At 32.0% G+C, this 18,445-nt stretch carries 19 protein-coding genes and 1 tRNA gene; 9 read left to right on the top strand and 11 right to left on the bottom strand.

Going from position 1 to position 18,445, the window contains the following annotated elements:
* Position 1 precedes the first annotated feature (1 nt).
* From WH52_RS02935 to WH52_RS02920, 4 genes are all read left to right on the top strand, one after another.
* Entirely contained in the window at positions 2-379 is a 378-nt protein-coding gene (locus tag WH52_RS02935) for a TraR/DksA family transcriptional regulator (RefSeq protein WP_086029449.1), read from the top strand.
* A gap of 45 nt (positions 380-424) precedes the next feature.
* Complete coding sequence (locus tag WH52_RS02930) at positions 425-1,096, top strand: hypothetical protein (RefSeq protein ID WP_158091349.1); 672 nt, start codon at positions 425-427, stop codon at positions 1,094-1,096.
* A gap of 41 nt (positions 1,097-1,137) precedes the next feature.
* Positions 1,138-1,743: a lipoprotein signal peptidase gene (locus WH52_RS02925; RefSeq protein ID WP_086029872.1), complete on the top strand. Its 606-nt coding sequence runs from the start codon at positions 1,138-1,140 to the stop codon at positions 1,741-1,743.
* 102 nt (positions 1,744-1,845) lie between these two features.
* The gene (locus WH52_RS02920; RefSeq protein WP_086029447.1) at positions 1,846-2,448 is read left to right on the top strand and encodes a DUF4230 domain-containing protein; all 603 of its coding nucleotides are present in this window, start codon (positions 1,846-1,848) and stop codon (positions 2,446-2,448) included.
* Here the strand turns inward: WH52_RS02920 and WH52_RS02915 are convergent.
* The 9 genes from WH52_RS02915 to pdxA all read right to left on the bottom strand — a co-directional run bounded on the left by WH52_RS02915 (position 2,445) and on the right by pdxA (position 9,762).
* Positions 2,445-2,858 (bottom strand): DUF6691 family protein, encoded by a 414-nt coding sequence (locus WH52_RS02915; RefSeq protein WP_086029446.1) that lies wholly within the window; start codon positions 2,856-2,858, stop codon positions 2,445-2,447. The genes WH52_RS02920 and WH52_RS02915 overlap by 4 nt on opposite strands.
* 1 nt (position 2,859) lies before the next feature.
* Positions 2,860-3,420, bottom strand: a complete 561-nt coding sequence (locus tag WH52_RS02910) for a YeeE/YedE family protein (protein ID WP_086029445.1) — start codon at positions 3,418-3,420, stop codon at positions 2,860-2,862.
* Entirely contained in the window at positions 3,420-4,658 is a 1,239-nt protein-coding gene (locus WH52_RS02905) for a 3-deoxy-D-manno-octulosonic acid transferase (RefSeq protein WP_086029444.1), read from the bottom strand. Before WH52_RS02905 ends, WH52_RS02910 begins: the two co-directional genes overlap by 1 nt.
* 164 nt (positions 4,659-4,822) lie before the next feature.
* Entirely contained in the window at positions 4,823-6,163 is a 1,341-nt protein-coding gene (gene accC, locus WH52_RS02900; RefSeq protein WP_086029443.1) for an acetyl-CoA carboxylase biotin carboxylase subunit, read from the bottom strand.
* Between the two features lie 88 nt (positions 6,164-6,251).
* Entirely contained in the window at positions 6,252-6,740 is a 489-nt protein-coding gene (gene accB / locus WH52_RS02895; protein WP_086029442.1) for an acetyl-CoA carboxylase biotin carboxyl carrier protein, read from the bottom strand.
* Between the two features lie 25 nt (positions 6,741-6,765).
* Positions 6,766-7,761, bottom strand: coding sequence for a beta-ketoacyl-ACP synthase III (locus WH52_RS02890; protein ID WP_086029871.1), 996 nt, complete (start codon positions 7,759-7,761; stop codon positions 6,766-6,768).
* A gap of 149 nt (positions 7,762-7,910) precedes the next feature.
* The gene (gene rpmF, locus WH52_RS02885; protein WP_086029441.1) at positions 7,911-8,105 is read right to left on the bottom strand and encodes a 50S ribosomal protein L32; all 195 of its coding nucleotides are present in this window, start codon (positions 8,103-8,105) and stop codon (positions 7,911-7,913) included.
* Between the two features lie 9 nt (positions 8,106-8,114).
* Positions 8,115-8,654, bottom strand: a complete 540-nt coding sequence (locus tag WH52_RS02880; protein ID WP_086029870.1) for a YceD family protein — start codon at positions 8,652-8,654, stop codon at positions 8,115-8,117.
* 73 nt (positions 8,655-8,727) lie between these two features.
* Positions 8,728-9,762 carry a 4-hydroxythreonine-4-phosphate dehydrogenase PdxA gene (pdxA, locus tag WH52_RS02875; protein WP_086029440.1) on the bottom strand — a complete coding sequence of 345 codons (1,035 nt, stop codon included), beginning with the start codon at positions 9,760-9,762 and terminating at the stop codon, positions 8,728-8,730.
* 57 nt (positions 9,763-9,819) lie between these two features.
* Between pdxA and WH52_RS02870 the strand changes: the two genes are divergently transcribed.
* Positions 9,820-10,407: a riboflavin synthase gene (locus WH52_RS02870; RefSeq protein ID WP_086029439.1), complete on the top strand. Its 588-nt coding sequence runs from the start codon at positions 9,820-9,822 to the stop codon at positions 10,405-10,407.
* A gap of 106 nt (positions 10,408-10,513) precedes the next feature.
* On the opposite strand, the gene WH52_RS02865 is transcribed toward WH52_RS02870, so the two are convergent.
* Together WH52_RS02865 and WH52_RS02860 are read right to left on the bottom strand one after the other, a co-directional pair.
* A tRNA-Ile gene (locus WH52_RS02865) sits at positions 10,514-10,587 on the bottom strand.
* 53 nt (positions 10,588-10,640) lie between these two features.
* The gene (locus tag WH52_RS02860) at positions 10,641-11,612 is read right to left on the bottom strand and encodes a polyprenyl synthetase family protein (protein WP_233131510.1); all 972 of its coding nucleotides are present in this window, start codon (positions 11,610-11,612) and stop codon (positions 10,641-10,643) included.
* Between the two features lie 127 nt (positions 11,613-11,739).
* Here WH52_RS02860 and WH52_RS02855 point away from each other — a divergent pair, with 127 nt between their 5' ends.
* Genes WH52_RS02855 through WH52_RS02840 form a run of 4 tightly spaced genes read left to right on the top strand, consistent with a single transcriptional unit; the run spans position 11,740 to position 18,431 of the window.
* Positions 11,740-12,351, top strand: coding sequence for a TetR/AcrR family transcriptional regulator (locus tag WH52_RS02855; RefSeq protein WP_086029437.1), 612 nt, complete (start codon positions 11,740-11,742; stop codon positions 12,349-12,351).
* 2 nt (positions 12,352-12,353) lie between these two features.
* On the top strand, positions 12,354-13,769 hold the full coding sequence (locus WH52_RS02850) for a TolC family protein (protein WP_086029436.1): 1,416 nt from the start codon (positions 12,354-12,356) through the stop codon (positions 13,767-13,769).
* A 7-nt stretch (positions 13,770-13,776) separates the two neighbouring features.
* On the top strand, positions 13,777-14,952 hold the full coding sequence (locus WH52_RS02845) for an efflux RND transporter periplasmic adaptor subunit (protein ID WP_086029435.1): 1,176 nt from the start codon (positions 13,777-13,779) through the stop codon (positions 14,950-14,952).
* An 8-nt stretch (positions 14,953-14,960) separates the two neighbouring features.
* Entirely contained in the window at positions 14,961-18,431 is a 3,471-nt protein-coding gene (locus tag WH52_RS02840) for an efflux RND transporter permease subunit (protein WP_086029434.1), read from the top strand.
* Positions 18,432-18,445 lie beyond the last annotated feature (14 nt).

Below are 18,445 nucleotides of genomic sequence, written 5' to 3'. Positions count from 1 at the left end.
TATGGATGATGTTAAGGTTAGATATTCTGATAGTGATTTACAAGAATTTAAAGAAATCATTTTAAAGAAGATCGAAAGAGCAGAAGAGGATTTAAGATTATTACAAGCCTCTTACAAAAATGGGTCTGATAATGGTACAGATGATACTTCGCCAACGTTTAAGTCGTTCGAAGAAGGATCTGATACTATGGCAAAAGAAGCGAATATGCAATTAGCAATTCGTCAAGAAAAATTTATTCGAGATTTAAAGAATGCGTTAATCCGTATTGAAAACAAGACGTATGGAGTTTGTAGAGTTACGGGTAAGTTAATTCAAAAAGAACGATTAAAATTAGTACCTCACGCAACGTTAAGTATTGAGGCTAAACGTAAACAATAATATTGTTTCTTAAAATTTAAATTAAAATAACTAAATGGCTTCTTTATGAAGCCATTTTTTATGATGAAAAAAATAGTAACATTACTTTTATTTTTTATTACTATTACTATAGTTTCTCAACAAAAAGTTTTAAAAGAGCTTACCTTAACTGCTTCAGATAAACTTATTGAAATAGAAACTTTGGGATTAGATGATGTTGTTATTGAAACCTCAAAAAACAATACATTACAAGTTTTGTTGATTGATGAAAATGCAATACCACTAAATGTTGATGTAAAGAAAGTAAATAATACAATTCAGTTGTCTTTCAAAAAAATAGAGGGTGCTTTTCAAAAAGAAATCTTTAGAAAATATATTACCAAGCGTTTAGAAAGAGCAAGAGTTTTATTGAAAATTCCCATAAACAAGGACTTAGTAGTTTATGGAAGAACCATTGGTGTAAAAAGTAAAAGCTATAAGGGGAATTTAGAAGTTTATATAGAAAAAGGAAATGTCTATCTTGGTAAAATATATAATGAGACATCTGTAAAACTCTTTTTAGGAAATGTATTTGCTAATGTTGATAAAAATGTGTCGTTAAGCCTTAAAACTAGAAAAGGTAAGATTATGATTGATGATAAAGAAATAGCAAAAAAGCCATATAAGAAAACTACAAAAGGAGCTAAAAAACTAACATTCGATTCGGTAAACGCTAATATTTTCATAACTACAAAATAAACTGAATACTTTTCTTATTTTTGGCTGATAATTTAAAACCTATGTCTAAAAAGAACATTGCAATTTTAACGGTTGTTTTAGCAATTTTAATCGATCAAATTAGTAAAATATATGTAAAAACTCATTTCCGTTTAGGAGAAGAAGTAGTGGTTTTTGCAGATTGGTTTAAGATTCACTTTACCGAGAACAACGGAATGGCATGGGGATTTGAATTTGGCGGAAGAGCAGGTAAGCTTTTCTTAACGTTATTTAGAATTGTAGCGGTAACTGGAATTGGATATTGGTTATGGCAAACCATTAAAAGAAATGCACATACAGCTGTTGTCGTAGCTATAGGATTGATTTTAGCGGGTGCTGTAGGTAATATAATCGATTCTGTTTTTTACGGTGTTATTTTCGATTCATCTATGCATAAAGTAGCGACACTATTTTCTGATAATCCGTATGGAGAATTGTTCTATGGAAAAGTGGTAGATATGTTATATTTTCCTATGTGGGAAGGAACATTACCTAATTGGTTACCTATTTGGGGCGGACAACATTTTACATTCTTTAATGCTATTTTTAATGGTGCCGACTCTTGGATTACCATTGGTGTAATACTATTGTTCTTATTCAATAAGCAAGCGTTTCCAAAAGAGGATTAGCATTATATTGAAGTTTGTCATTCCCGTGAAAATGGAATCTAAATAACTGAATTTATTTCAGCATTTCATCTTGTTTTTTTACCTTTAAGAAAACTTTACTGCATGCGTTTTCTAAAATATGTTGCTGTTTTTTTATTAGGATTCTTACTAGCAAAACTTTGGTATGAAAAAAAGGAAAAAAATCATACCCAAGAAGAAACTCGTATTATTCTTAGTGGAATAAAAAACATGAGTAAATTGGTGGTTTCAGAAGGAACTTTTTCAGAGATTTTAAGCTATAGTGATAGTAAAAAATATTTCTACGATTACCTGTCTTTCGATAAGAAAGCTGTTGTAACTGTAAATGCAAAAGTTGAGGTAGGGTATGACCTTACAAAATTAGATCTTCAAATAGATTCTTTGCAACAAAAAATAATTATCAATAAAATACCACAACAAGAAATAATTATTGCGCCAGAAGTAAAATATTTCGATTTACAACAAAGTAAGTTCAATACCTTTTCAAAAAGAGAGTTGAATGATATCAATCAAAAGAGTATTGATAAAATCAAAGAAACAATAGAAGTTACTAAGCTGCAAAAAGAAGCAAAAACAAGATTATTTGTAGAGCTTTCTAAGCTGTATAAATTATCATCAGTTTTTGGTTGGCAAGTAGTTGATAATACCAACCAAAAACTAGAAAATTTTATAAAACTGAAAGACTAGCTAGGGAGTTTTTTATTTAAAATACCATAGATAAAAGCACCTAACATAGCTCCAAATAAAACAATAATTATCGGGATTATTCCATGACCAATTAATACAAAAATAGGAGCAGGACAAGCACCCGCTAAAGCCCAACCTAATCCGAAAATTGTTCCGCCTACTAAAGTTCTAATAAAACCTTTTTTCTTTTCTTTAATATTGATTTGATTTCCTAAATAATCTTTAATAGTTCCTTTTTTAAAGAAATACATTAATACCATTGAGATAGCTACGGCAGAACCAATAATTCCATACATGTGAAATGACTGAAACTTAAACATTTCATAAATTCTGTACCATGAAATAGCTTCAGATTTTGTTAATACAATTCCGAAGAAAATACCTAAGAATAAAAATTTTATGTTTTTCATATTACCCAAAAATTAAAGGGAAAAGAACCCACGTCATTACCAAACCGCCAATAAAAAAACCGATTACTGCAATTAACGATGGTAGTTGTAAGCTACTTAAACCAGTAATTGCATGTCCTGATGTACAACCACCAGCATATCGAGTACCAAAACCAATAAAAATTCCAGCAACCAAAAGAATACTGAAACCTTTTAAGGTTAGCATATTTTCAATACTAAAAATTTCAGAAGGCACGTAGGAGTTTCCTGCATTAGCAAAACCTAAATCAGCTAATTCTTGTACTGTTTTCGGGTTTAGATCAATTGTTTTAGTAGCTGACAAATAGTTGATAGCTATAAAGCCACCAATAATTAATCCTATTAAAAAGACCAATGCCCAATCACGTTCTTTCCAATCTTTTTTAAAATAATCAGAAACTTTGCCAGCACCGGCTATGGTACACATGGTTTCTAAGTTGGTAGATACGCCAAAGTTCTTTCCGAAGTAAAAGAATAAAAATAGTACAAAGGCAATTAAAGGTCCAGATACGAACCAAGGCCAAGGTTGTAATAAAAAATCCATTATAAAATATTGTTTATATAATTCATTATTGTTGTTGTAGCTCCTTTATTGTTTTCAATATAAGCAGCATTAGTTTTTCCCATTTCTAATCGCAAATTTTCATTTGATTTTAGAGAAACAAAAATATCAGTTAATTCTTTTTTGTTTGTAACAATTGTAACACTTTTAAGAGTTAGTAAATCGGTAGCTTCTTTAAATTTTTGATATTTATTACCACCAAAAATCACAGGTACTCCATAAGTTGCAGGTTCTAAAACATTATGAAGCCCCGTTTTTAAACCACCACCAACATAAGCAACATCTGCATAGGAATAGATTTTGGTTAATAAACCGATAGTATCAATGATAAAAACCTGATACTCTTTAAGGTTTACATTGTCTTTTTCTGAAAAGAGAATCGTTTTTTTTAAAATAGAATTTCTTAGTTCTTGAATCTGATTCGGTTTAATATTATGAGGAGCAATGATAAACTTTTCGTTTTTTGAAGTTGAATTGTTGATGTAATCAACTAAAAGTTCTTCGTCTTCTTTCCATGTGCTTCCTGCAACAACAGTGTAGGTATTGTTTTTAAACTCTTCAATAAATTCAATAGAATTATCTTGTTGTAAAATTTCATAAACTCTATCGAAACGAGTATCTCCACTCACAGTTACGTTTTTATAACCGATGGAATTTAATAAGTTTTTAGAGGTTTCATTCTGAACAAAAAAGAAATTAAATGCCTCTAGTTTCTTTCTCATAAAACCTCCGTACCATTTAAAAAAGGATTGTTTTTTTCTAAAAATTCCAGAAACTAAAATAGTCTTTGTGTTTGTTCTTTTTAATTCTGATAATAAGTTAGGCCAAAATTCATACTTAATAATAATTGCTAAATCAGGATGTATTTGTTTTATGAATTTTTTAACCTTAGAAGGATTATCGAATGGTAAGTAACAAACTACATTAGCTAAAGTATAATTCTTTCTTATTTCATAACCAGAAGGTGAAAAAAAGGTAACTACGATTTTATAAGCAGCGTGATTTTTCTTTAATTCTTCAATTATGGGACGAGCTTGCTCAAATTCTCCTAAAGAAGCTGCGTGAATCCATACGACTTTATTGTTAGCTTTAATTGCGTTTAATTTTGAAAAAGTTTCTTTTCTACCATCAACAAATAGTTTTATTTTTTTGTTGAACAAAGCAACGATAGGTAATAAAATGGAAGCTTTGAATAAAAGTAGGTTGTATAGTAAACTCATATCACGAATTTATGAACCCTCATTGAGGTATTGGGTAAATTGAGGTAAGTAGATTACTTCAAGAATAGGTAAATATTGAACAAGAAGTAATTTACGATACTTTCAAGAATAAACAAAAAATCAGCGAGCATAACTCACTGATTTTTGAAGTATTTTAAATATCCTTAAGACTTTATTTGAAAATCTTCCATGAACTTCGTAGTGTAATTACCAGCTACATAATCTGGATGATCCATTAATTGTCTATGGAAAGGAATTGTTGTTTTTACTCCTTCGATTACATACTCGTCTAAAGCACGTTTCATTTTGTTAATTGCTTCCTCACGAGTTTGAGCAGTAACAATTAACTTAGAAATCATAGAGTCGTAGTTTGGCGGAATCATATATCCTGCATACACATGCGTGTCTACACGAACTCCGTGACCTCCTGGTGCGTGGTAAGAAGTAATCTTTCCTGGAGAAGGTCTAAAGTCGTTAAACGGATCTTCAGCATTAATTCTACACTCGATAGAATGTAACTGTGGATAATAGTTTTTACCAGAAATTGGCACACCAGCAGCTACTAAGATTTGCTCACGAATTAAATCGTAATCAACAACTTCTTCAGTAATTGGGTGTTCTACCTGAATACGAGTATTCATTTCCATAAAGTAGAAGTTACGGTGTTTGTCTACTAAGAATTCAACAGTACCAGCACCTTCGTACTTAATGTATTCTGCAGCTCTTACTGCAGCTTCTCCCATTTTATCACGTAATTCATCTGTCATGAATGGAGAAGGAGTTTCTTCAGTTAACTTTTGGTGACGACGTTGTACAGAACAATCTCTTTCAGATAAGTGACATGCTTTACCAAAAGAATCTCCAACTACTTGGATTTCTATATGACGAGGTTCTTCAATTAACTTTTCCATATACATGTCGTTGTTACCAAAGGCAGCTTTCGACTCTTGTCTTGCAGAATCCCAAGCATCTTTTAAATCCTCTTCTTTCCAAACGGCACGCATACCTTTACCACCACCTCCTGCTGATGCTTTTAACATAACAGGATAGCCTGTTTCGATGGCTAATTTTTTACATTCTTCAAAGTCCTGAATAACACCTTCACTACCAGGCACACATGGTACACCAGCTGCTATCATAGTAGATTTAGCGTTTGCTTTATCTCCCATACGGTCAATCATTTCTGCAGAAGCACCAATGAACTTTATTTCGTGCTCGTCGCATAACTTTGAAAATTTAGCATTTTCAGATAAGAATCCATATCCTGGGTGAATTGCGTCTGCATTTGTAATTTCTGCAGCAGCAATAATTCTATCCATTTTTAAGTAAGACTCGTTACTTGGGGCAGGACCGATACATACAGCTTCATCGGCAAACTTTACGTGTAAACTTTCAGCATCTGCTTTAGAATATACAGCCACAGTTTTAATGCCCATTTCTTTACAGGTTCTAATTACACGTAGTGCAATTTCACCTCTATTGGCAATTAATATCTTTTTAAACATACTTTTAGAGTTTAGTTTACAGATTAAAGTTTAAAAGTTGAAGCATCTAAAAATGTTCAACTTTTAACCTCTAAAATATAATGTTTAACTATGATGGATCTACTAAGAATAACGGTTGATCGAATTCTACTGGAGACATGTCATCTACTAAGACTTTTACAATCTTTCCAGATACTTCAGATTCGATTTCGTTGAATAATTTCATTGCTTCAATGATACAAACTGTATCACCAGCTTTTACTGTACTACCAACTTCTACAAACATTGGTTTGTCTGGAGATGGCTTTCTGTAGAAAGTACCAATAATTGGAGACTTTACTGTAACATATTTAGACTCGTCGTCTGCAGCTGGTGCTTCTGCTGCAGGAGCAGCCGGAGCAGCTGGTTGAGCTACTGGTGCCGGAGCAGCTGCAATTTGTGGTGCAGCAGCTACAGGAGCAGCTTGAATAATTGTTGTCTCAGGAGCTTCGCTTCCAGTTTTAATGGTGATTTTAATATCTTCCATTTCTAACTTTACTTCGCTTGCACCAGACTTTGCTACAAACTTTATAAGACTTTGAATTTCTTTAATATCCATTTTCTTAAATTATTAGTTGTTTGGTTTATGAGTTATATGCCCATTTTAAGTAAATAGCTCCCCAAGTGAAGCCTCCACCAAATGCGGCAAAAATTAAATTATCTCCTTTATTTAATTCTTTTTCATAGTCTGCAAGTAATAACGGTAAGGTAGCAGAAGTGGTATTTCCGTACTTATGAATATTCATCATTACTTTTTCATCTTCTAAGCCCACTCTATTAGCAGTAGCTTCGATGATTCTTTTATTAGCTTGATGTGGTACTAACCACTGTATCTCTTCTTTTGTTAAGTTGTTTCTTGTTAACATTTTTTCGGCAACATCTGCCATGTTAGAAACAGCGAATTTAAATACTGTACGACCTTCTTGATGAACAAAATGTCTTTTGTTTTTTACAGTATCTTCGTTTGCAGGTAAAATAGAGCCTCCAGCATCAATTTTTAAAAATTCACGACCAATTCCGTCGCTTCTTAAATATTCATCTTGAAGTCCTAAATTTTCTTCATTTGGTTCAAATAAAACTGCACCAGCACCATCACCAAAAATAATACAAGTAGCTCTGTCTGTATAATCTATAATAGAAGACATTTTATCGGCTCCTATTAATAATACTTTTTTATAACGTCCACTTTCTATGTAGCTAGATGCCGTAGACATCCCGTATAGAAAGCTTGAACAAGCTGCTTGTAAATCGTATGAAAATGCATTGGTAGCTCCGATTTTAGAAGCTGTGTATGCTGCTGTAGATGCAACTGGCATATCTGGAGTAGCTGTTGCTACTATTACCATGTCGATATCTTCTGGGTTTGTATTTGACTTTTGAAGTAAGTCTTCGGCTGCTTTAATAGCCATAAAAGAAGTTCCAAGACCTTCACCTTTTAAAATTCTTCTTTCTTTGATTCCTGTTCTGGTAGTTATCCACTCGTCGTTCGTATCTACCATAGTCTCTAGCTCTTTATTTGTAAGAGCATAGTCAGGTAAGTATTTTCCTACTGCTGTAATTGCTGCAGTTATTTTAGTCATAGTTGTTTGTTTTGTCGTAAAACGAGTTTTCAAAGTAATGAAAATTATTTCACTTTTTTTAGTAAAAACAATCAAAAAATGATGGTTTTTAACATAAAAACATAAAAAAACCCTCAAAAAGAGGGTTTTTAATTTTATTTGACTATAAATTATGCCTCGGCAGTAGCTGCTTCTAAAACAACTTGACCTCTGTAGTATAATTTACCTTCGTGCCAGTGAGCTCTGTGGTATAAGTGAGCTTCTCCAGTTGTTGGGTCTACAGCTATTTGAGGTACAGAAGCTTTATAGTGAGTTCTTCTCTTATCTCTTCTAGTTTTAGATATTTTTCTCTTTGGATGTGCCATTTTATATCTTTATTTATCTGTTAGTAAATCCTTTAATTTATCCCATCTTGGGTCTGTTGATTTTTCTTTTTCAACAGGTTTTTCTTCTTTTAATTCTAATTCCTTTAGTCTTTTGAGCGCTTCAGAATTCATGGTTCCATCAATAACTTTTGGATGAATTCTTTTTGAAGGAACTGATAACACAATTAATTCGTAAATATATTGTGCGATATTAACTTGATACGCTTCGTGAGGTAAAATTAATATCTCTTCATTATCATCGTTAAATTCTAGGCCAAATTTTATTACTAAAGCTAATGTTCCTTCAATTTCTTGATTATACATTTCGCTTGTAATATCACATGGTACATGAATAGTTCCGCTTGCTGTAATTGAAAGCTCCATAATAGTGCTTTTCTTTACAAAATTAACTTTAACGTTTATGTTAGCGTCGTTAAAGTCTTCAAACTGATATGCTTCAAAGAACTTTTTATCAATATGATATTCAAATAAATGACTTCCTTCTTTTAAACCAACAAAAGGTATGTTGAATTCTTTTAAATCTTTCATCTCTAACATCAAATTGAGCGTGCAAAGATATAAAAAAAGTTTTTACTTTTAAGTTTTGTTGTAAAAAAATAAACTATTTTACAGGGAGCTTATTTTTAGTAAGTTCTTGATACTCATTTCTGTTCTTGTAAATGTGCAAAGAAGTGAATAAGGCTTCCTTAAAAGAATCGGGATTTGCTTTGTTTTTTCCTGCGATATCGAAGCCTGTTCCGTGGTCGGGAGAAGTACGTACTTTATTTAAACCAGCCGTGTAATTTACACCATTGCCAAAACTTAATGCTTTAAAAGGAGCAAGCCCTTGATCGTGATACATCGCTAAAACACCATCGAATTGTTTGTAAGTTTTAGAACCGAAAAATCCATCAGCAGCATAAGGTCCAAAAACCATTTTGCCAGTTTTTTTAATTTCAGTAATTGTTGGACGAACAATCTCATTATCTTCTGAACCGATAATTCCGTTGTCTCCACAATGAGGGTTCAGTCCTAAAATTGCAATTTTTGGTTTACTAATAGCAAAATCTTCTACCAAAGATTTATGCATAATCTCAACCTTTTCTTGGATTAATTCCGGTGTAATTGTTTCACTCACTTTTGAGACAGGAATATGTCCTGTGATTAAACCAACTCTTAATTCATCAGTCATTAAAATCATTAAACTTTTACCGTCTAAATTGTCTTGAAGATATTCTGTGTGTCCAGGGAATTTAAAATCTTCTGATTGAATTGTATCTTTGTTTATAGGAGCGGTAAGTAAAATGTCTACATGGTTGTTTTTTAAAGCTTTTGTTGCTGCTTCAAGAGATTTAAATGCGTATTTACCTCCATTTCCTGTTGATTTTCCAACTTCAATTTTAACTTCTTCTTTCCAAATATTCACAAGGTTTATTTTACCATGTGTAATTTTATCGGTAGAATGTATACTATGGATACTGTTGTTTAGTTTTAGGTTTTTTTTATGGAAAGAAATCAATCTGTTAGAAGCAAAAATTACTGGAGTGCAGAAATCTAACATTCTTTTGTCTTCAAATGTTTTTAAGATAATTTCTATTCCTATTCCGTTAATGTCTCCAACCGAAATTCCAACAATAATTTTGTCTGTTTTCTCCATAGTTACTTTCGTAAGTTGTATTTTTGATGCAAACAAAAGTAGTTAAATTTTTATAGAATGTTTACGGGTATTATAGAAACTCTTGGTGAAGTAACTAAGGTTGAAAGAGAAAAAGAGAATTTACATTTAACAGTAAAAAGCTCAATTACCAATGAGTTGAAAATAGATCAAAGCGTAGCGCATAATGGTGTTTGTTTAACAGTGGTAGAAATTGAAGGCGATGGATATGTTGTAACGGCAATTAAAGAAACGCTTGATAAAACTAATATTGGAAGTTTACAAGTTGGTGATGAAGTGAATCTTGAAAGAGCAATGAAATTAGGTGCTCGTTTAGATGGACATATTGTGCAGGGTCATGTTGATAGGACTGGGGAATGTATTGGAATTAAAGGTGAAAATGGTAGTACGGTTTTTACTTTTAAATATGATTTTGAAGGAAATAATGTTACTATTGAAAAAGGGTCGATAACAATTAACGGAGTGAGTTTAACAGTCGTAAATTCTAAGAAGGATGAATTTAGTGTGGCGATAATTCCATACACATTCGAGCATACTACATTTAAATATTTTAAAAAAGGGACAAAGGTTAACTTAGAGTTTGATGTTATCGGAAAATATGTTGCTCGATTAACTGAATTTAAATAGAGGTTTTATTTTAGAGAAAATAATGAACACGCTTTTTAGCGTGTTTTTTTATGGTTGTTTGTTAGTATAAAACAAAAAAGCTTCACAAAAAGTGAAGCTTTAAAGGTGGTCCCACATGGGCTCGAACCATGGACCCCCTGATTATGAGTCAGGTGCTCTAACCAACTGAGCTATAGGACCCGTTTTCTTGGGTGTGCAAAAATAAAAACTTTTTTTAAAATAAAAACTAATTTTTACACTTTTCTACTCATTAAATTTTCTCCAAAAGCTCTTAGTCCTTCTTTGGCTTCTTTAGGTATAGTAAGGTAATCTAAGCTTTCAAAAGACTTATTTGTGTAATACTCAATAAGTTGTTTTGTGTGTTGAGTGATATTGTTTCTCTTAAAAATTGAAGAAACTTCACTGATTTTTTTATTAATATTTTTTGGTTCTTCGTTGTATAATTTTACAAGAAGATTACGATCTTCTTCGTTTGCTACTTCTAAAGTTTTTAGGTATAGGTATGTTTTTTTATTTTCAATAATGTCTCCACCAACTTGTTTTCCAAAAGTTTCTGGATCACCAAAAGTGTCTAAATAATCATCTTGTAACTGAAATGCGATACCTAAATTTAAACCATAGTTGTAAAGATGTTGGGCTTGTTCCTCATCAGCTTCAGATATGATAGCTCCCATTTTTAAGGCAGCTGCTACTAAAACAGATGTTTTTAAAGTAATCATTTTAATGTACTCTTCAATAGTAACATCGTTTCTAGTTTCAAAATCAATATCTAATTGTTGTCCATCACAAACTTCTAAGGCAGTTTTACTAAAAAGTTTAGCAAGCTTTTGAAAAATATGTGGTGGATAGTTTTCAAAATATTGATAGGCTAAAATCAACATTGCATCACCAGAAAGAATTCCTGTATTTAAATCCCATTTTTCATGAACAGTTTCCTTTCCTCTTCGTAAAGGAGCATCATCCATAATGTCATCATGTACTAAAGTAAAGTTGTGAAAAACTTCAACAGCAAGAGCAGTTGGAAGCGCTTTTTTATAATCTCCAGAAAAAACATCAGCAGCAATTAAAGTTAAAATTGGTCTTATTCTTTTTCCACCTAATTGTAGTATATATTCTATAGGTAGGTATAAATTCTTTGGCTCACGTACCATTTTCTGAGATTCTAAGTACGATAAAAAGTCCGATTGATATTGTAATATGTTCAAATCAAAAAATTTTGGTAAAAATAAGGTAAAGTTAAATGCTAAAATAAATGAAATGTTAAAAAAACATTAAAACTATGGAAACTTTTTTTGTTTCTAAAGTTTCCTGTTGTATTTTTGCCAACGATTTATGAAAGATAAGATATTAAATAAAGCAGCAAAAATGTTCTTAAACTATGGTTTTAAGAGTGTTACTATGGATGATATTTCTAGCGAATTAGGAGTATCTAAAAAAACTTTATACAAGTACTTTTCGAATAAAGCTGATTTGGTAAGTGAAGCAACTGACAGTGTTCAACAAGCAATAGATAATGCAATTTTATCTATTAAAGAAAAGAAGTATAATGCTATTGAAGAAGAGTTTGCAATTAAATCGATTTTTAAAGAAATGTTTAAGAATGCGAAAACTTCACCAATGTATCAGTTGAAAAAATACTATCCAGAGACCTATAACGAACTTATAGAACGTGAGGTTTGTATGTTTAGAGATTGCAATACCGATAATTTACAAAAAGGTGTTGAACAAGGATTATATAGAAGTGATATTAAAATAGACTTAATAGTAAACTTTTATTTCACCTTGATTTTTGGAGTTTTCGACAGCGATATGTATAGCCATGAAATGAGTGAGTTAATGAAAGTAGAATATGAAGTTTTAGAATATCATATCAGGGCTATTGCTACCGAAAAAGGATTAGAAGAATTAGAGAAACACTTAACTATAATACATAAAAATCAATAATAATGAGGAAATACATCTATAGTGTATTTGTCATCTTTTTTATGGGTGCTATTCAGGCTCAAGAAAAAGAACTTAGCTTATCAATGCAAGAAGCAGTTAATTATGCTATTAAAAACAACTACGATAATAAAACAGCTGTAAATAATATTGAAGCTGCTAAAAAGAGAAAGTGGGAAACTACTACGATGGGGCTTCCGCAAATTAATGGAAAAGTAGACTATCAAAATTGGCTAAAGCAACAAGTGTCAGTTTTTCCAGCAGGGTTTGCAGATAGTTATAGTCAAATAAGACAATTAAGTGAATTTTACGATTTATCATCTTTAGGAATAATAAAAGAAATTCCTGATGCTCCAACAGAAGGATTGGCAGTTCCGTTTGGAACAAAGCAAAGCGTAAATGCATCTGTAACATTGTCACAATTAATATTTGATGGTTCTTATTTAGTAGGGTTACAATCAGCAAAAACCTATTTGAAAATTTCTGAACAAGCAAAAGAAAAGACTGAATTAGCTACTAGAGAAGCAGTAATTAATGCTTATGGTAATGTTTTAGTGGCTCAAAAAACCATTGACATTTTGGAGAAAAACAAAAATGTTTTACAAAAGAATGTTAATGAAACTCAAAAGATATATGATAATGGTTTAACAGAATTAGAAAACGTAGAACAATTACAAATTACCCTAGGTAATATTGAGAATAATTTAAACAATGCTCAGAGGTTAAAAATAATTGGGTTACAAATGTTAAATATTGCTTTAGGTACCGATTTAAACACCAAAGTAACATTAACAGATAACCTAGAAAGTTTAACATTAAGCAATACTAATTTAAGTTTACTAACAGAAGCTTTTGATATTGATAATCATATAGATTTTAGAATCGCACAAAACGATAGAGAAAGTAAACGTTTATTGATGCGTTTAGAGCAAAGTAAAGCATTGCCAACACTGTCAGCTTTTATTAACTACGGAGCAAATGCAAACTCCGATAGTTTTACATTTTTTAATGGTGATCAAAAATGGTTCGACTATTCATTATTTGGTGTTAGTTTAAACGTTCCTATTTTTAGTAGTTTAGGAAGAAGTGCAAAGACAGCAAGAGCAAGAATAGAATTAGAGAATGCTGATATTAAACTACAAGAAATAACACAAAAACTAAATCTTCAAGCAGAAAGAGCTAAGAGCGATTATCAATTAAGTATTGAAAATTACGAAACAGCTAAAAAGAACCTAGCTTTATCTGAAAGAATAGAAAAAAAGCAACAAGTAAAGTTTTTTGAAGGTATTTCTTCAAGCTTTGATTTGTTACAGGCTCAAAACCAATTATACACGCAACAAAACAATTATGTTCAATCAATGCTTAATGTAATTGCTAAAAAAGCAACATTAGAAAACGCATTAAATATTCCAGTTAAATAATCAACTAATGAGAAAGATATTAATAGTAACCATAGCAACTGTATTATTAGTTTCTTGCGGAAGCAAAGAACAAACAGTAGATTCGGTATTAGCATCTAAAAACTTAGAACAAATTAGAGCTAAAAAAGACCAATTAGATAAAAAACAACAAGAACTTTCTGCTCAAATAAAACTATTGAGTGATGAAATTTCTAAGTTAGATACTAATAAGAAAATACCATTAATTAGTACTATTACAACAGTAGAAAGACCATTTGTACACTATTTAGATTTACAAGGTAATGTGCAAACAAAGAAAAATGTTTTAGTATATCCTGAAATGCCAGGACAATTAGTGTCTATTTACGTAAAAGAAGGACAAAGAGTAGCAAAAGGGCAAGCATTAGCTAAGATAGATGACGGTGGACTAAGTCAACAAGTAGCACAAGTTGAAGCACAAGCAGCATTAGCAAAAACTACGTACGAGCGTCAAAAACGTTTATGGGATCAAAAAATTGGATCTGAAATTCAGTTTTTACAAACCAAAACAAATTACGAAGCTTTAACAAGAAGTGTAAATCAATTAAAAAAGCAATTAGCTAAGAGTGTAATTAGAGCGCCTTTTACAGGAATTATTGATGATGTAATTAAAGAGCAAGGTACTGTGGTTGCACCTGGTGCTGGAGCAGAAGTTTTCAGAATTGTAAATCTTGGAGATATGTACATTGAAACAGATGTTCCTGAAAGTTACATTACTTCAGTTAAAAAAGGAAAGAAAGTAGAGGTAGATTTTCCAATCTTAGGAAAAATAGTTAATTCAACAGTTCGTCAAGCAGGTAACTTTATTAATCCAGCAAATAGAACTTTTAAAATAGAAGTTGGGGTTCCTAACAAAGACAGAAGTATTAAGCCAAATTTAACTGCGAAGTTAAAAATTAACGATTATACAAATCCGAAGGCTATCTTGATTCCGCAAAGTATTATTTCAGAAAATGCGAAAGGAGATCAATATGTTTATGTTGTTGAAGATGTGAAAAAAGTTGATAAGAGAGAGCAAGGAACTGCTAAAAAAGTGATTATAGAAACTGGTAAAACGCAAGGAGATATTATTGAAGTGTTAAAAGGATTATCTAACGGAGCTCAAATTATTAAAGAAGGAGCAAGAAGTGTAAAAGATGGTCAGTTAGTAAATATCTCTAAATAAGTAGCATCATGTCAGAACAAAAAAAGAAAGTAGACAAAGAATTTGGTCTGTCGTCTTGGGCAATCAATAACAAAACGACCATCTATGTAATGATGGTGATGATTTTGTTCTATGGTATTTCTGCCTTTTTAGATATGCCAAGAGAGAATTTTCCAGAGATTAAAGAAACTAAAATTTATGTTAGTTCTGTATACCCTGGAAACACTGCAGAAGATATAGAAAAATTAATTACAGATCCGTTAGAAGATAAATTAAAATCGGTAAGTAACGTAACAAAAATAAACTCAACATCTCAAGAAGATGTGTCGATGATTACGATTGAGTTTAACGAAAATCTTACTGTAGATCAAGCAAAACAAAAGGTAAAAGACGAGATAGATGAAGAGGTTTCTGGTGAAGATTGGCCAACTTTTAACGGAGCTAAGGTAGAACCAAATGTTTTTGAGTTAAATATTGCTGAAGAAACTCCGATTTTAAACATTAATATCTCTGGAGATTATCCTGTAGAACAGTTAAAAGATTACGCAGAATATTTACAAGATGAAATTGAAGATTTATCTGAAATTAAAAAGGCAGATATTCGTGGGGCAGAAGATAAAGAAGTTGAGGTTGCTGTAGATATTTACAAAATGATGGCGGCTAAGGTGAGTTTTCAAGATGTAATACAAGCTATTCAAGGAGGAAACGTGACTATGTCGGCAGGTAATATTATTGCTAGTGGTCAACGTCGTACGATACGTGTTTTAGGAGAGGTAGAAGATCCGCAAGAATTACAAAATTTTGTGGTAAAATCAGAGAGAGGAAACTCTATTTACTTAAAAGATATTGCGAAAATTACTTTTAAAGATAAAGATAAAACTACCTATGCTCGAGAGAACGGGCAATCTGTAGTAATGCTTGATGTGAAAAAGCGTTCTGGAGAAAACATGGTAAAAGCAGCTGAGGAAATTCAAGAAATTGTAAAAAATGCGAAAGAGAATGTTTTTCCATCAGATTTAAAAGTAACGATTGCTAATGATCAATCAGCAAAAACCGTTGGTCAGGTAGATGATTTAGTAAATAATATCATTTTCGGGGTAATCTTAGTAGTTACCGTATTAATGTTCTTCTTAGGATTTAAAAATGCCTTGTTCGTAGGATTTGCAATTCCAATGTCTATGTTTATGTCATTAATGATCTTAAACGGAATGGGATATACGATGAATACCATGATTCTTTTCGGATTAATCATGGGACTCGGAATGCTGGTAGATAATGGTATTGTAGTTGTTGAAAACGTGTATCGTTTGATGGATGAAGAGGGAATGAGTCGTATAGAAGCAGCTAAAAAAGGTATTGGTGAAATTGCATTTCCAATTATTATTTCCACAGCAACAACCGTAGCAGCCTTTATTCCTTTGGGGATGTGGCCTGGAGTTATGGGGCAATTCATGATTTATTTTCCAGTAACATTATCGGTGGTATTAGGTTCATCATTATTTGTAGCAATTTTCTTTAACTCTGTAATGGTATCTCAGTTTATGAGTACTGAAGATAAAAATATGCCATTAAAAAGATTGATCATTATGACTTCTGTTTTAGGAGCTGTAGGATTATTAATCTTAATTTTTGGAGGAAGCATTCGTCCATTAGGAACATTGATGGTATTCGCTGCAGTTAATTTCTGGATTTATCGTTATGTTTTACGTCCAGCAGCTAACGGTTTCCAAAATAAAGTATTACCACGTTGGGAACGTTTTTATGAAAGAATGATTACTGGAGCTTTAAAAGGATGGAGACCTGCGATTATAACCGTGGCTACATTTATACTATTAATTGTTGCTTTTATGGGATTCGGAGCTTCAGTAGGAAGTCAAAGAACTAAAGTAGAATTTTTTCCAGATAACACACCAAACCAAGTAGTGGTTTATGTAGAATATCCTCAAGGAACGGATATCGAAAAAACGAACCGAATTATGAAAGATTTGGAGGTTCGTGTAGATAAAGTTATCAATCAGCCTAAATATGTAGAAAATGGTTATAATTTCTTAGTAGAAAGCTCTGTTGCTCAGGTTGGTGCAGGTTCTGGTAACCCTCAAACTGATGGAGGGTCTACAGCTGAAATGCCACATAGAGGTAAGATTGTAGCTACGATGAGAGAATACAAATACCGTAAAGGAGCTAGTAGTAAAGAGTTGAAGAAAGAAGTTACAGATGCTTTAAAAGGAATTTATCCAGGGCTTTTAATTTCTGTAGAAAAAGATCCAGTAGGACCACCAGCAGGTTATCCAATTAATATAGAATTAGAAGGAAAAGATTATAATGAATTGATTGTTGCTGCTGAGAAAATGCGTGATTTTATCAATACAAAATCGATTCCTGGTATCGCAGAATTAAAGATTGATGTAAACAAATCTAAGCCAACCATGTTGGTAGATGTAGATAGAAAAAAAGCAGGAGAATTAGGGGTGAGTGCATCGCAAGTTGGTCAGCAATTACGTAATTCTATCTTTGGTGCGAAAGCAGGTGTTTACAAAGAAGATGGTGATGATTATGATATCTATGTGCGTTTTAACAAAGATAATCGTTATAATACAAGTGCTATTTTCAATCAAACAATTACGTTTAGAGATATGGCTTCTGGTCAGGTAAAATCAATCCCAGTTTCTACAGTAGCTAAACAAAAAAACACGTCTGGATTTAGTGCAATTAAACACAAAAATTCTGAAAGAGTAGTAACTGTATATTCTGCATTAGCGCCTGGTTTTACTGATGCCGGAGCAATTGTAAGCAAGATTCAAGAAGAAATGAAATCTTACAATGATATTCCAAAAGGGATTAAAATAGATTATACAGGTCAGATTGAAGAGCAAAACAAACAAATGGCATTCTTAATGGGAGCTTTCTTTGGAGGTTTAGGTTTAATTTTCTTAATCTTAATCTTCCAATTCAACTCGGTGTCTAAACCAGGTATCATCATGTTAGCTATCTTTTTAAGTTTAATAGGAGTGTTTGGCGGTATTGTTGCATCTGGTTCTTCATTTGTAATTATGATGACAATGATGGGTATTATTTCGCTTGCGGGAATTGTGGTAAATAATGGTGTAGTACTCTTAGATTATACTCAGTTATTAATTGATAGAAAGAAAGTTGAACATCATATAGATGAAGATGATTTTGTAGATAAACCAGCTCTAAGAGAAGCAATTATTAAAGGAGGAAAAGCACGTTTACGCCCAGTGTTATTAACGGCAATTACGACTATTTTAGGGTTGATTCCGTTAGCAACAGGATTAAATATTAACTTCTTTACCCTAGTTACTGAATTTAATCCACATATTTATATGGGAGGTGATAATGTAATTTTCTGGGGGCCATTAGCGTGGACAGTAATTTACGGATTGTTAATTGCTACCTTCTTAACGCTAATAGTAGTGCCAATTTTATTCTACTTAATTACTCAGTTTAAAATGTGGCTAAGAAATAGGTCTGTTGTATAACTAGATTTATCATA

The organism is Tenacibaculum holothuriorum, from assembly GCF_002120225.1.
GTDB classification, from domain to species: Bacteria; Bacteroidota; Bacteroidia; order Flavobacteriales; family Flavobacteriaceae; genus Polaribacter; species Polaribacter holothuriorum.
The sequence above is the reverse complement of the archived record's forward strand: the minus strand, read 5'-3'. Positions and strand labels throughout refer to the sequence as shown.

What these genes read in the sequence shown, in the direction of transcription:
- WH52_RS02920 (WP_086029447.1), top strand. Translation starts at nt 1,846, where the DNA reads ATGCGTTTTCTAAAATATGTTGCTGTTTTTTTATTAGGATTCTTACTA.
- pdxA (WP_086029440.1), bottom strand. Translation starts at nt 9,762, where the DNA reads ATGGAGAAAACAGACAAAATTATTGTTGGAATTTCGGTTGGAGACATT.
- WH52_RS02925 (WP_086029872.1), top strand. Translation starts at nt 1,138, where the DNA reads ATGTCTAAAAAGAACATTGCAATTTTAACGGTTGTTTTAGCAATTTTA.
- WH52_RS02845 (WP_086029435.1), top strand. Translation starts at nt 13,777, where the DNA reads ATGAGAAAGATATTAATAGTAACCATAGCAACTGTATTATTAGTTTCT.
- WH52_RS02935 (WP_086029449.1), top strand. Translation starts at nt 2, where the DNA reads ATGGATGATGTTAAGGTTAGATATTCTGATAGTGATTTACAAGAATTT.
- WH52_RS02890 (WP_086029871.1), bottom strand. Translation starts at nt 7,761, where the DNA reads ATGACTAAAATAACTGCAGCAATTACAGCAGTAGGAAAATACTTACCT.
- accB (WP_086029442.1), bottom strand. Translation starts at nt 6,740, where the DNA reads ATGGATATTAAAGAAATTCAAAGTCTTATAAAGTTTGTAGCAAAGTCT.
- WH52_RS02850 (WP_086029436.1), top strand. Translation starts at nt 12,354, where the DNA reads ATGAGGAAATACATCTATAGTGTATTTGTCATCTTTTTTATGGGTGCT.
- WH52_RS02905 (WP_086029444.1), bottom strand. Translation starts at nt 4,658, where the DNA reads ATGAGTTTACTATACAACCTACTTTTATTCAAAGCTTCCATTTTATTA.
- rpmF (WP_086029441.1), bottom strand. Translation starts at nt 8,105, where the DNA reads ATGGCACATCCAAAGAGAAAAATATCTAAAACTAGAAGAGATAAGAGA.
- WH52_RS02910 (WP_086029445.1), bottom strand. Translation starts at nt 3,420, where the DNA reads ATGGATTTTTTATTACAACCTTGGCCTTGGTTCGTATCTGGACCTTTA.
- WH52_RS02870 (WP_086029439.1), top strand. Translation starts at nt 9,820, where the DNA reads ATGTTTACGGGTATTATAGAAACTCTTGGTGAAGTAACTAAGGTTGAA.
- accC (WP_086029443.1), bottom strand. Translation starts at nt 6,163, where the DNA reads ATGTTTAAAAAGATATTAATTGCCAATAGAGGTGAAATTGCACTACGT.
- WH52_RS02880 (WP_086029870.1), bottom strand. Translation starts at nt 8,654, where the DNA reads ATGAAAGATTTAAAAGAATTCAACATACCTTTTGTTGGTTTAAAAGAA.
- WH52_RS02855 (WP_086029437.1), top strand. Translation starts at nt 11,740, where the DNA reads ATGAAAGATAAGATATTAAATAAAGCAGCAAAAATGTTCTTAAACTAT.
- WH52_RS02930 (WP_158091349.1), top strand. Translation starts at nt 425, where the DNA reads ATGAAGCCATTTTTTATGATGAAAAAAATAGTAACATTACTTTTATTT.
- WH52_RS02840 (WP_086029434.1), top strand. Translation starts at nt 14,961, where the DNA reads ATGTCAGAACAAAAAAAGAAAGTAGACAAAGAATTTGGTCTGTCGTCT.
- WH52_RS02915 (WP_086029446.1), bottom strand. Translation starts at nt 2,858, where the DNA reads ATGAAAAACATAAAATTTTTATTCTTAGGTATTTTCTTCGGAATTGTA.